The sequence below is a fragment of the Marinimicrobium alkaliphilum genome (assembly GCF_003259155.1).
Lineage (GTDB): Bacteria > Pseudomonadota > Gammaproteobacteria > Pseudomonadales > Cellvibrionaceae > Marinimicrobium_A > Marinimicrobium_A alkaliphilum.
The window spans coordinates 1-12,856 of sequence record NZ_QGMQ01000008.1 but is presented as its reverse complement, the minus strand read 5'-3'; the positions used below and the strand labels follow the sequence as shown (position 1 = coordinate 12,856).

Below are 12,856 nucleotides of genomic sequence, written 5' to 3'. Positions count from 1 at the left end.
AATCTTGTGGAAAATGAACCGAATTTGCGCCTGGCTCAGTGCTGACGCTGGCGCCGATAATCGCTGGGCGTACAGCCCCAGCAATGACGAAAGTGGCGCGCCAGATGTTGGGACGAGTAGCCTGTGCGCAAGGCAATATCCGTGACCGGCAGCCGGCTGTGCGCCAAGAGCTCGCGCGCTTTCTCCAGGCGCAACTGAACAAAGAAGCGATGCGGCGGCTGCCCGTGACTCTCGCGAAAGGCCCGGGCAAAGTGCCACGGGGAAAGATCAACCAGGGCGGCCAACTCGGAGAGGGAGACGGGCCGATCAAGGTGCTCACGCATATAGCTGATGACCCGATCAGACTGCCAGGCGGCAAGCCCCCCGCGCGTAAGCATCGGGTGTTCGACCTGGCCCGACAGCCGCTGCAGGCGGATAACCAGGCTCGCCACCGCCGTTTCCGCAAACAGTGCCGACGCCTGATCGCCAAGGGCCAGCTCCTGCCACAAGGCCTCCAGGGTGTGGGCGATATAAGGATCCCGGTTGTGACGGGTATGCAAGACCCCAAAGTCCAGCGGATCGCCCGTGTCGCGTGCCAGGAAGCGCCGAGCCAAGGGTAAGGGGATCCCGAGAAAACGCAGGGAGTGTGGGTCGTCAATTCGGCACCAGGTGGACCTATTGGGGCATACCACCACAAAATCCATCGGCAGCCCCTGACCCGAGAAGCGACCCGCACCCAGGTCACATTGATAGCGAAAGGCGTGGCCAAGGGCCTGACTCAACACCAACTGAGGCAAAGGTGGCACCGGCACCTCGCCGGGCGCACCGGTCGTTTCGAGCATCTGCAGGGCCAGGCCGGGTACACTGAGCTGCCCCTGGTGGCTGTCGGCGCTGGACATGCCCGGCACCAACTGACAAATACTGGACACCGCTGTAGCCATCACTCCCCCGTGACGCGCTTGTTGTGATCGGACGGATTTGACGCGACAAGATTGCTGACGTATTACTAGAGTCTAGTCGAAAACGGAGGGGTCCACCTGTCCAGCTCTGCACACAATTCTCCAACCCGGGCGACGCTGTTCCAGTGCGCACCGGTTCGCCACCTGGCGTGGATGTGCACGGCACCGCAATTGTGGTGCGGTGAAACCGCCTTTGATGTTGCGGGTGCGCTGCGCAGCGATGCCTATGAGATTCTGCGCGCGTGGGACAAAACCCCTGCGTTCGCGCCCTCGGCCCTACACGAGCCTTTTCCCAAGCGCCTGGGGGTTTACTTCGAGCAGTTGTACGCCTGCCTGATGACCGAGTTACTGGGCTGGGAGTTGCTGGCCAAAAATCTGCAAATCCCTGGCAACAACCAAACCCTGGGTGAACTGGACTTCATCTTCCGCAACCCCCATTCCGGCGGCCTTGAGCACCACGAAATCGCCGTGAAGTATTACCTCGGGTTCACCGACAACACGCAGGCTGTGCGCTGGTATGGCCCCAACAGCCGGGACCGACTGGACCTTAAAACCGCGCGCTTGCTGGACCATCAATGCACCATGGGCGAACGCCCTGAAACCCGTGCCGTGCTTCACAAGCTCGGGCTGAATGAACCGCTTGCCGTGCGGACCTTTATGCCCGGCTACCTGTTCTATCCCGAGCACACGTCAGTGCCATCCCCGACCCAAGCGGATCCCGGACACGAGCGCGGCCACTGGGTATACGCCCGAGACCTCGAGCTCAAGGGCGACTGGGTACAACTACACAAGCCCCACTGGCTCGGGCCTTGGGTACAGGCGCATAGACCTTTACACACCACGGCGAACAATGCCGTGGCTGCCGTGCGCGACGGCGCGCCGCCCAAACTCCTGGCGCAGCTGGCCCTAAACGCAAACACCCGCCGCTGGTATGAACAGCGGCGGGTGTTTGTGGTGCCAGATCACTGGCCCGGAGGTTAGTAACCTACACTGTCGGCATAAGGCAGGATACGGTTGCCGTAGCTGCCGCCCCACTGATAGCCATAACGGCGCTCCGGCTCGATATCCATAATGTCGTACTGCTTGCCTTCACCGCCGGGAGGCTGCCGGCCGCTGAAGAAGCCGACATTCTGGTCAACATCATAGAAGCGATACCACATGGTGCTGCCCGGCTGCTCCCGAATCGGATTGTAGCTGTCATCGTCGCTGCCGGAGGGGCGATTGACATAGGCGGTATCCGCCACCTGAACCTCGGGGTCGCGATACCAGGCCAATGCGGCCTTCACCGCCGCTTCGATTTCCGGGGTTTGCGGGCGACTCATCAGAAAACCAACAACAAGGACTGACTCGTTCGCAGTTTTCGACGGCCACTCATAGTCACGCCCCATGGTCGGCTCATAGGTCACCGGATCATGCTGCTGACCCCACACCGTTTTTACGCCGTCCTGTTCGATCTGCGCGTTGAGAATATAGTCGATGCCCTTCTCAATGGCTTCGCTGACCACTTCGATCTGAGGTTCCGTAAACAAGTCACCATCCAGCGGCGCCACCTGACGTTCAATGTGATCGAACAAAATCAGCACCTGCGTCATGGCGTTGTCGTTGAAAGTCACCTCGTTCGAATAGCTGCCAGGACGCTCGGGGTAGACCTGCGGCCAGCCACCGGATTCGTACTGCATGCGCACCATAAACCCAAGGGCAGCTTGCGCGGCCTCGCGGTATTTTTCGTCACCGGTGCGCTGATACACATCGGCGAGGAACATCAAATGGGTGATGGTCGCATCGTTATCGATGGTACCCAACTCGGTACCCCCGGCGCCGGTCCAGCCCGAACGGGAGCTGGTACCGTCCCAGGGTTCGTCGTAGACGCTGACGTTGTGCTTATCAAAACCACCGTGATCCATCTGCCAGGTGATCATATTGTCGGCACGGGTTTTATCGGCTTCCAGACGATCTTCGTCAGAACCACTCGAGCTCAACCAGCTCCGATAGCGATTCAGTTGGCCTGCGGCGGGGTTATTGGTTTGCGGTAACAACAGACCATCATCGTCGTGGTCGCCGCAGCTGCCCAGACCCGGCTCACTGTCAGACTCGTCCTGATAGCCGATCCACAGGTCATCAAAGGTGACCGTAGCGCCGCTCTCGGTACGTATTTGGATAAACGAATTTTCGGTGCCCAGGGTGTCGCTCACCGCGAAGACACGACGGCCGATTTCGAGGGTATCGACCGGTATGCTGATCAATCGACTGCCACCGCCGTGGATCGACTCCCCAGCACTGGTGGTGTTGTTATCCACATACACCATCAAGCTGTGATTGTCGCCCGTCACTTCGGCATCGAGAATGCAAAAAGACACGCGGTAAGGGCGCGTCAGGTCGAATTCGCCGTGCACCTCGGTATCGGTAGCCGTGGTTTGAACGTCCGGCTGCGTGTTGCCGATGCTGAAACGTGCGCCCGGCAAAGTAATTTGCCCATCGGCGAAAACCGGGGTGCCACTCAACGAGTAGTAGAGGGGGTCATTGCTGCTGACCAGGGCTTTGTAGCCTTCGCTGAAAAACCCTTCAGCATCGACCACATGGTCGAAGTCTTCGATCAACGGCAGGCCCGTGAAGCCAGTCGGTGGTGAGCTGCTACTGGATGATTGTGAGGAATCCTGGGAGTCGTCATCGGCCGGGTCGCTATCTGAACTGCTCCCACAGGCTACGAGGCTGGCCGCTACCAGCGCCAGACTTATTCTTTTGATTAACATGTTGCACCTTGAAATAGGGTTGATTGAGTTATTAGGTCTCTTATCCGTCCTTCTCAACCCTATTTCACAATATGCTCAGATTCTAGGCAATTTACCTACTTTTACCCTATTGATTGCGCCATCACGGCAAAAAATCTACAGATACTGTGCATGAAAGCGCAGGTGCGCCTCGATAAAACTGGCAATAAAGTAATAGCTGTGGTCATACCCCGGCTGCATATGCAACTCCAGCGGGAGACCGGCTTTTTCCGCGGCCGCACTGAGTGCCTCCGGCTTGAGCTGCTCCGGTAAAAAATTGTCGGCGTCACCCTGATCGACACGCATCGGCGGCGCCTGCTTGGCCCGAGCCAGCAACTCGCTGGCGTCATAATCCCGCCAGGCCGTGCGATCGTCGCCCAGGTAAGCAGCCAGGGCCTTCTGCCCCCAAGGGCAGTTGCTCGGGTTGCTGATGGGGCTGAACGCAGACACCGACGTGTAACGGTCGGGATTGCGCAGCGCGGCGACCAGCGCGCCGTGGCCGCCCATGGAGTGGCCGCTGATGGCGCGTTTGCCGGACACCGGAAACAGGCTCTCCACCAGCGCAGGCAACTCCTCCACCACATAGTCGTACATGCGGTAGTGGCGATTCCAGGGCGCCTGGGTAGCGTTGACATAAAACCCCGCACCCAGGCCCAGGTCGTAGGCCCCCTCCGGATCGTCGGGCACGCCCTCGCCGCGCGGACTGGTATCCGGGGCTACCAGTGCGATGCCCAGCTCGGCGGCAATGCGCTGGGCGCCGGCTTTCTGCATGAAGTTTTCGTCGGTACAGGTCAGGCCCGACAGCCAATAGAGAACCGGCACCTTGGCGCCCGTCGCCGCTTGCGGCGGCAGATAGACGGCAAAACGCATGGTGCAGTTGAGCACCTCCGAGTGATGGCTGTACTGCTTGTGCCAGCCGCCAAAGCTCTTGTTGCTGCTGATGTTTTCAGCGGACATGGTGCACCTCCTCAGGGGGTAAAATGAATCACGCTGCGAATGCTTTCACCTTTGTGCATCAACTCAAAGGCCTCGTTGATGTCCTCCAGGCCCATGGTGTGGGTGATAAAGTCATCCAGCTTGAAGTCGCCCCGCAGGTATTGCTCGACGATGCCCGGCAACTCCGACCGCCCTTTGACGCCACCGAAGGCGCTGCCGCGCCAGACCCGGCCGGTAACCAATTGAAACGGCCGGGTGCTGATTTCCTGCCCCGCGCCGGCAACGCCGATAATCACCGACTCGCCCCAGCCCTTGTGACAGCACTCAAGTGCCGAGCGCATGACATTGACGTTGCCGATGCACTCAAAGGAGTAGTCCACGCCGCCATCGGTCAGCTCGACAATCACCTCCTGAATCGGTTTGTCGTAATCCTTGGGATTGATGCAGTCAGTGGCGCCCAGCTCCCGGGCCAACCCGAATTTGCGCTCGTTGATATCGATGGCAATGATTCGCCCCGCCTTGGCCATAGTGGCACCGATGATCGCCGACAGGCCGATGCCTCCCAGGCCGAAAATCGCCACGGTTGCACCCTCTTCGACTTTCGCGGTGTTCATGACCGCACCCATGCCGGTGGTGACGCCACACCCCAGCAGACACACTTCCTTGAGGTCGGCGTCGGGATTGACTTTGGCCAGGGAGATTTCCGGCAGTACCGTGTATTCGGAAAAGGTGGAACAGCCCATATAGTGATAGATGGGCTGACCGTCTTTGTAAAACCGGGTGGTGCCATCGGGCATCAGGCCCTTGCCTTGCGTGGCGCGGATCTTCTGGCACAGGTTGGTTTTACCCGAGGTGCAGAACTTGCACTCGCCGCATTCCGGTGTATAGAGCGGAATCACATGGTCTCCCACGGCGACGCTGGTGACGCCCTCGCCCACAGCTTCGACAATGCCGCCGCCCTCGTGCCCCAGAATCGCGGGCCAATTGCCCTCCGGGTCCTCTCCGGACAGGGTAAAGGCATCGGTGTGGCACACGCCGGTGGCGACAATACGCACCAGCACTTCACCGGCCTTGGGCGGCATTACATCCACCTCTTCGATAGTCAGCGGTTGGCCGGGACCCCAGGCCACAGCGGCTTTGGACTTGATCATAATGTTCTCCAGATAGGCACATTCAACGTCGCCCGACATTATATTTATTTCCATACCGATAATAATTACACTACTAGACAATACATCTTTACGATTTTGTAACAATAGGGCGCAGCCGATGGCAAACTGGGAAGGCATCAACGAATTCGCGGCGGTCGCCGACGCCGGGAGTTTTACCGAGGCGGCGCGGCGCCTGGGCACCTCGGTCGCCAATGTCAGCCGCCGGGTAAGCACCCTGGAAGCGCGCCTGGACGCCAAGCTGTTGCAGCGCACCACGCGCCGGGTTTCACTCACAGAGGAGGGCCGGATCTACCATCGCCACTGCCGGCAGGTGCTGGAGAACCTGGAGGAAGCCGAGCGCGCCGTGAGCCGGCTGCACACCCAGCCCGTGGGCCAGTTGCGCCTGACTGCGCCCCTGTCCTACGGCGAGCGCTATATCGCACCGCTGGTGAACGAATTCGCGCAACAGCATCCGGCGCTGAACATTGAGCTCAAACTGAACAATCAGAAACTCGATTTGATTGACGAGGGGCTGGACTTGGCGATTCGGCTGGGCGTACTCGAAGATTCACGCCTGGTAGCCCGCAAACTCTCCAGCCGGGCACAGTACGTGTGCGCCGCGCCCGCTTACCTGGCCCGTCACGGCCAGCCGCACACGCTCTCGGAGCTGGATCAGCACAACTGCCTGCTGGGTACACTGGATTACTGGCGCTTTATGGAGAAGGGTAAGACCCGCACCATCCGGGTCAAAGGCAGCCTGCGTTGTAACTCCGGTCCGGCACTGGTGGATGCCGCACTCAAGGGCATCGGCCTGGTGCAACTGCCGGATTACTATGTCGGCCGCCCGATTGAACAGGGCGAGCTGGTGCCACTGCTGACTCAATATCCCCCCATGAGTGAAGGGATCTGGGCGCTCTACCCCACCAACCGCCACCTGTCGTCCAAAGTACGACTGTTGATCGAATTTCTGGCGGAGCGGTTACCCGTCATGGCCTAGCCGCGGGGACATCCCGCCCTCGAAGCATGTCGAGCCAGCGCTCACGCATCTCGGGGGACATATCCCGGCGCGTCATAAAATCGATAGGGCCGTCGGGATCATCCGGGTTGAGGACGATGCCCCACAGCGGCATATCGCTGGTGGGCAACATGGCATAGCGGATATCGCCGATGTAATGAGGCTGGTCCGGCGCTGCCGCGAGCCACTGGTGCGCGTAACGATGGAAGCGCTGGAGGTCGCGGTAGGCGCGGGAGTCCTCGGGCAGATTTCCCCAGTGGTCCGGATCAATCAACACCGTCACACTACCCTCGTACACGCGGTAACTCCCGAGTCCGACACGTACGGCGTCTAAATACACTTCCTCGCCGGTATCGGTCATGGCACGCCACAGCACCAGATTCGCCATGGTAGGTTTGACCAATAGGCGCTCAGCACTCACGCCCCGCTCCTGAGCCAGTTGCTCAGTGATCTGCAAGGCCCGATAGTGTTGCACGCCCGCCAGACTGAGATAGCCCAGCGCGAGCACCAACCCGCCAATGCCCCAGCGCTTGTCGCGCCTGAAAAAGGCGAGCATCAATGCACTTAGCAGAATCAGGCTGAACACCGGATCGACCACGGCAATCAGACTCAGCGCAACCGGGTTATCAACAAGCGGCCAAAAGAGGTGTACGCCATAGCTGGTGCAGGCATCGAGCAGCCCGGCGCTGGCATACGCGAGGAAGGCGAACAGATAAAGGCGCAAAGGTGCCAGCTGTCGACGTACAAAGGGCCAGGCAATGAGTGAGGCAATGAGCGCGCCCACGGGAATAAAAATCAACGAGTGACTGAACTGGCGGTGATACTCCAGCACCAGCAGCGGGTCGGTGCTGCTGCGGATAAACACATCCAGGTCCGCCAACAGGGCGGCAAAAAAACCCACGCCCATTGCCGCGCGCTGTTCATCGGGGCGGCTGGCACTCTGGGCGGTAACGGCGCCCAACAAGCCGTGAGTGACTAGATCCATGATCGCGGTTCCGTGCTCGGTACAGTGGCAGACTGACAAGGATTCGATGTGTCCGGGCTGTCGCCCGGAGGCACACTTTACTACAATCGCGTTTTCACGTCCGCCCAAGGAAGCCCCAATGCGCATACCGCGAATCCATACCCCTCACCCTTTGCAGGTTGGCCAGCATCTGGCCCTGGAGCCCGCCAGCGCACACTACCTGAGCCGGGTGCTGCGCATGCAGCCCGGGCGTGAGCTGGTGGTGTTCAACGGGGCCGGTGGTGAGTATCAGGGGGTACTGACCGAGATTGGCAAGAAAACCGCGGAGGTGCGCCTGGACAGCTTTGTCCCTGACAACCGGGAGTCGCCCCTGACCCTGGAGCTGGCGATCGGGGTATCGCGCGGGGAGCGCATGGATTGGGTGATTCAGAAGGCAACAGAACTCGGTGTCACCCATATTCAGCCGTTGATGACCGAACGCACCGAGGTCAAATTGAGCGCCGAGCGCGCCGACAAAAAACAGGCCCATTGGCAACAGGTCATCATCAGCGCCTGCGAGCAGTGTCAGCGCAGCCGGCTGCCGGCACTGGCACAGCCGCGCAAAATCGGTGACTGGCTGCCCGACGCCCAGGGCGACTTGCGTTTTGTCCTGCACCACCGGGACAGTCGCAGCCTGCCCGCCGACGCCCGGCCAGGCGCAGTCACCCTATTGATCGGCCCCGAAGGCGGATTGAGTGATGGGGAGATAGACGCGGCGCGCGCCGCGCAGTTTTCGGCCCTGACCCTCGGCCCGCGGGTACTGCGCACAGAAACCGCGCCCGTGGCTGCCATCAGCCTGGCGCAGTATCTGTGGGGGGATTGGGGCTAGCCAGAAATTCTCTTCCAGGTTGCGCATGGTGAAGGCCGAGCCAAAAAAAGCTCCTAGCGCTGCTCCAGATTACCCGCGCACCCCACTCGAGGGGTTTATCCTGGATCGAGAATTTACACGGTCAAGTCGAGGTTCTAGTCTTTTTTGGTAGGGATCATGCTGAGCCTCAGAGCTTAATCCAAAAAATTAAGAATCTTCGCCCGACTCTAAAAAACCAATTATTTCAGAATTTGTCAGGAGTGGAGGTATAGGTTTACGGCTTACCACGTATCCAGATACAACGACCTTCGATCCCACGTAATCCCGCAATACAGTTTCATCTATACCCTCTTTAAATACGATGCCAATGCGACTATTCACGTCGACTGAGGAGGCATCCGAATATAATGTATAGCCGACCAATGACATGTCTTCAACTTTATAATCTCTCCTTAGAAAACCCTCTACTTTTATTACTTTCCCTTCAAAGCTTTCTTGATTTTCAATAAGATCTTCGAAACTCTCCACAAAATTATCAGTAGTTCTGGAAAAATCACAGCCGGGAAAAAATAACATCATAAGGAAAATTAAAACGAATTTATTTGATAGCCTCATACACCCCTCCAAATTCTAAACCTTTGACGGTAAAACCCAAAACAGTATTCTCACTACGGGTAACGGTACCTAACCGGAGGATCTGCTGGCCTGTATACTATTGCACCGCCAGGAAGGACACTTCCTATATTCGACCAGTAAGAGTCCTCAGGAATCCTTTTTGGGCCTGAAGTCACCGCCACTAATGTATGAACATTACGAGGCATTGTCCTGACATTCGAACCGCTAAACGCCAGACAAGAACCACAACCACCAGCAGCGACCGTGGAATTTACACTCCGCCCGACCCAGTAGTACCCGCTTCGATGATATACGTAAACTCCAATGGGTCGCCCCACCTGACTAGCAGCATTTCCGTATCCAGTACTATTTTTATCGAAACACGCTCTAGTTTCTAAAACTGTCTGGGTTGCTACATTTAGCGCTTCATTTAAATCAGAATATCCGATACCGTAATCACTAAACTCAGCATAGCTCCACGTTCTTTCCCACCAGGAAAAGTGGTTTCTGGCGTTTACCCGGTCCGCCTGCCTATTACTCGAAGAAGACCTAGAGTTGCCATTCAACCGCCGAGCAGGAGGAATGCCGACTACCCGTGTGTCCTCATCTCCAATATGCTCACCGTAGCTTCGCCCAATCAACGTATTGTAATTGTCCACTAAGTCATTATAGATCTCCATCTGCCCACCGAAGCTTTGCTGGAACTGCGCATGCGCCGTTTGAGCCATCGCTGGCATATCACTCAACGAATTTATCGAGGCCCCGTCAATTGAGAGCTCCATCCTCGGGCTCATCATTGCCGCGGAAACGTCCGCTGGACGCGTTTCGTGAAAGTTCCGGCGAGGAGATCTGCTGCTACCGTCCGCACTCTCCGCGGTATACCCACTCGGATCCGTCGCATTGAGTGGGTTATTCCACACATAACTGTAACGGTTCAGGCTCCGGGTGGTGCTCCGGTCCTGCACAATCGGGTCGGCCTGGATGAAACGGGCGAGTTTGGGGTCATAAACCCGACCGTTCATATGAATCAGGCCTACTTCATCCAAATGCTCATGATCCGTGTAGCCCCGCGTGGTATCCGGCTTGAGCGCTACCCGAAAGGGTTGATCCGGTTGTGGCCAGTAAGAGCCGCTGCCAAAGACCGGCTTTCTCGGCTGGCCCCAGGGGTCGTATTCGGCGGCACCTGAGGCAGGCTTTTCTCAAGCCAGGCTCTGAGTTTGTCGATGATTTGTGCTTCGATCTTGATTCAGACTGGGAGTGAGATTAATCTTACTCGGGAGATTCGGGCAGGCGCGACACTAATCGAAACCCTTTAGGTTCTTCGCTCCAGAGGAGTCCCGACATCCCCACAGGCTACTAACAACCCTTGAAAAATCTGCGAAGCACGCGATGACAACTATTTCGCCATGGTCACCCTCGACTCCTGCCCTACATTTTCGACTCAATAGGCAATGGGCGCTCTTGGAGCTTAGATTTATACAATTTTTGAAAATTCCACAGTACGGACATCGATAGTGATAAACGACCCACTCTTAAACCTCTGGATTTTTCCGCTAATCGGATTCTCTGTCTTTGCCTTCCAATATTGGACTGGGACGTTAGAGAATACAGATAAAAATCCATCAATAAGAGTTCTTGGAATATCGTTTCTAATATTCCACACTCTTTTAACAGTTACCAATATCAATTATTGGATATGAACAAACTGCACCGGCCGGTACATCAACCACGTATTCCTATTCCCAGGTCTAACCTACTCATTACTTATTTTCATTAATGAACTAAAACCAAATAATTATCACACGAGTAAAAATGGCGACATATTCTTTCCAATATTCCTTTTCATTGTATCCGTTCTCATAGCACTAATCTCTGCTCTGAATAATATGTAGCATATCAATTAACTTAAGAGCGAATTACTTCACAATGCAGACCTCCACCTCTTGCAATCACCTATACTATTTTCCAATTTCATCAGAACTCCATAATGCATTTCATTTATTAATTGGCCATTTTCGCTTGTATATTGATCGCTTCTACCTTGGAACGATGAATAGACATTTACAGCTTCTTGCTGAACCGCGCACGCCCAACTAAATGTGTCTATATCAATATCGATAGAAAAGACATAACTAACATAGTTTTCCAGGTTCACATAATATTCGTAATAGCTTTCGTAAGAGACACTACTCAGGGAATCCGCCATCACAGTATCATAATGACGCCTTGCCTCAGCGCTTGCATCATGAACGGCTAATACATCATCTACATAACTGCCAGTTATCAGCACATGGTATCCATACACCAAAAAAGAAATAACAAATACGAAAATCATCTTCCTTATCATCTACTTAAAAACCTGAGGTTCAAATAGACGAATCTTTTGCGATTCAATATTAGCATGGAAAAGCCTCTGCGAAGCCTGGATAGTTTGATAATTATTTTTGGCGTTAGCCGCCGCTGATCCGGTGAAAATAGCTAAACCTCGACCGCCGCCTAGGCGAGCCCCAGCCTGCATAACGGACTGATGAACTGCCCCTTGAACTCCCCCTGAATAATAATCAGCCAAAAACTCTTTCCTGACAAAATTCATATAGTCCCGCGAAAAGTCATCGACAACTCCGGAAAAATCATGTAATGCCGACTGCAACGAGCTCGGATCACTGATATCTATGCTTACCTGGGTCGCATAGGACTGCCAAGCAGCAAACTCCAAAGGAGTTGTATCAGAGACCCAGTCGTAGTAGCCGTCAATCTGATTAAAGTGATCATACAAATTAACCTCTCTCTCACTGGCTCTCATGAACCTAACGGTATTTTCATACCTAACGACCCTTTGGGCACCTTCTCTACTTTCTACCCTTACTCTTACAACAATCTCTTCTGAAATCCCTGCACCATTATCTGTACTGTTCATCGATGCTCCTGCGGGTCCTCCAACACGTACTCGAGATCTTGACTCATTGGCCTCACGCCTCTCCTCCTCTCTTCGTTCCGCTCTGAGCTCCCTCGTACTTTTCTCAGCCCCAGGATCACACTCTTCGACTGAATGCACACTATCGCAAACAAACCCACTCGGATCCGTCGCATTCAACGGATTATTCCACACATAACTGTACCGATTCAGGCTCCGGGTGGTGCTCGGGTCCTGCACAATCGGATCAGCCTGGACGAAACGGGCGAGTTTGGGGTCATAAACCCGACCGTTCATATGAATCAGGCCTACTTCATCCAAATGCTCATGATCCGTGTAGCCCCGTGTGGTATCCGGCTTGAGCACTACCCGAAAGGGTTGATCCGGTTGTGGCCAGTAAGAGCCGCTGCCAAAGACCGGCTTTCTCGGCTGGCCCCAGGGGTCGTAGTAGAACTCCTGGGTCACGGCACCGGTATGGTCAGTCAATAACGAGGTACTGCCCAAGTGGTCGCGAATGACGTAGTGGGTTTCGCTGTTGATCAAACCACCGCCCGTGGTGCGCTCTTCCTTGATAATGGCCACGCCGCCGATCTGTCGGCGCCAGTGGACAGTATTGTCCGGGTAGTGGATTTTTTCAACACTGCCGATGTACAGGGTGGTCGTGGTGCCACCCGTACCCTGGTCTATCCGCTTGTAGCGCTGGCGGTC

Annotated in this window: 11 protein-coding genes and 1 pseudogene; 3 read left to right on the top strand and 9 right to left on the bottom strand. The window is 56.0% G+C overall.

Going from position 1 to position 12,856, the window contains the following annotated elements; translation table 11 throughout:
• Nucleotides 1-35: 35 nt before the first annotated feature.
• Nucleotides 36-920 carry a helix-turn-helix domain-containing protein gene (locus tag DKW72_RS13230; RefSeq protein ID WP_111642857.1) on the bottom strand — a complete coding sequence of 295 codons (885 nt, stop codon included), beginning with the start codon at nt 918-920 and terminating at the stop codon, nt 36-38.
• Between the two features lie 96 nt (nt 921-1,016).
• Here DKW72_RS13230 and DKW72_RS13225 point away from each other — a divergent pair, with 96 nt between their 5' ends.
• Nucleotides 1,017-1,919: a DUF1853 family protein gene (locus DKW72_RS13225; RefSeq protein ID WP_332835794.1), complete on the top strand. Its 903-nt coding sequence runs from the start codon at nt 1,017-1,019 to the stop codon at nt 1,917-1,919.
• On the opposite strand, the gene pelA is transcribed toward DKW72_RS13225, so the two are convergent.
• The 3 genes from pelA to DKW72_RS13210 form a co-directional block, all read right to left on the bottom strand.
• The gene (pelA, locus tag DKW72_RS13220) at nt 1,916-3,688 is read right to left on the bottom strand and encodes a pectate lyase (protein WP_198411355.1); all 1,773 of its coding nucleotides are present in this window, start codon (nt 3,686-3,688) and stop codon (nt 1,916-1,918) included. The two genes, DKW72_RS13225 and pelA, sit on opposite strands and share 4 nt — an antisense overlap.
• Before the next feature lie 135 nt (nt 3,689-3,823).
• A complete protein-coding gene (gene fghA / locus DKW72_RS13215; protein WP_111642855.1) occupies nt 3,824-4,663 on the bottom strand; it encodes an S-formylglutathione hydrolase in 840 nt (279 codons plus the stop codon).
• 11 nt (nt 4,664-4,674) lie between these two features.
• The gene (locus DKW72_RS13210) at nt 4,675-5,793 is read right to left on the bottom strand and encodes an S-(hydroxymethyl)glutathione dehydrogenase/class III alcohol dehydrogenase (RefSeq protein ID WP_111642990.1); all 1,119 of its coding nucleotides are present in this window, start codon (nt 5,791-5,793) and stop codon (nt 4,675-4,677) included.
• Nucleotides 5,794-5,911: 118 nt separating this feature from the next.
• On the opposite strand from DKW72_RS13210, the gene DKW72_RS13205 reads away from it, so the two are divergent.
• On the top strand, nt 5,912-6,790 hold the full coding sequence (locus DKW72_RS13205) for a LysR substrate-binding domain-containing protein (protein WP_111642854.1): 879 nt from the start codon (nt 5,912-5,914) through the stop codon (nt 6,788-6,790).
• Here the strand turns inward: DKW72_RS13205 and DKW72_RS13200 are convergent.
• A complete protein-coding gene (locus tag DKW72_RS13200) occupies nt 6,780-7,793 on the bottom strand; it encodes a metal-dependent hydrolase (RefSeq protein WP_157960494.1) in 1,014 nt (337 codons plus the stop codon). The two genes, DKW72_RS13205 and DKW72_RS13200, sit on opposite strands and share 11 nt — an antisense overlap.
• A gap of 118 nt (nt 7,794-7,911) precedes the next feature.
• Here DKW72_RS13200 and DKW72_RS13195 point away from each other — a divergent pair, with 118 nt between their 5' ends.
• Entirely contained in the window at nt 7,912-8,640 is a 729-nt protein-coding gene (locus DKW72_RS13195) for a 16S rRNA (uracil(1498)-N(3))-methyltransferase (protein WP_111642852.1), read from the top strand.
• 186 nt (nt 8,641-8,826) lie between these two features.
• On the opposite strand, the gene DKW72_RS13190 is transcribed toward DKW72_RS13195, so the two are convergent.
• From DKW72_RS13190 to DKW72_RS13175, 4 genes and pseudogenes are all read right to left on the bottom strand, one after another.
• Nucleotides 8,827-9,234: a hypothetical protein gene (locus DKW72_RS13190; protein ID WP_111642851.1), complete on the bottom strand. Its 408-nt coding sequence runs from the start codon at nt 9,232-9,234 to the stop codon at nt 8,827-8,829.
• A gap of 53 nt (nt 9,235-9,287) precedes the next feature.
• Nucleotides 9,288-10,394 (bottom strand): annotated as a pseudogene (locus tag DKW72_RS16795) (RHS repeat-associated core domain-containing protein); the annotation flags it as partial.
• 761 nt (nt 10,395-11,155) lie between these two features.
• Nucleotides 11,156-11,524 carry a hypothetical protein gene (locus DKW72_RS13180; RefSeq protein WP_198411354.1) on the bottom strand — a complete coding sequence of 123 codons (369 nt, stop codon included), beginning with the start codon at nt 11,522-11,524 and terminating at the stop codon, nt 11,156-11,158.
• 57 nt (nt 11,525-11,581) lie between these two features.
• A partial coding sequence (locus DKW72_RS13175; protein WP_198411353.1) for an RHS repeat domain-containing protein occupies nt 11,582-12,856 on the bottom strand: 1,275 nt, incomplete at its 5' end.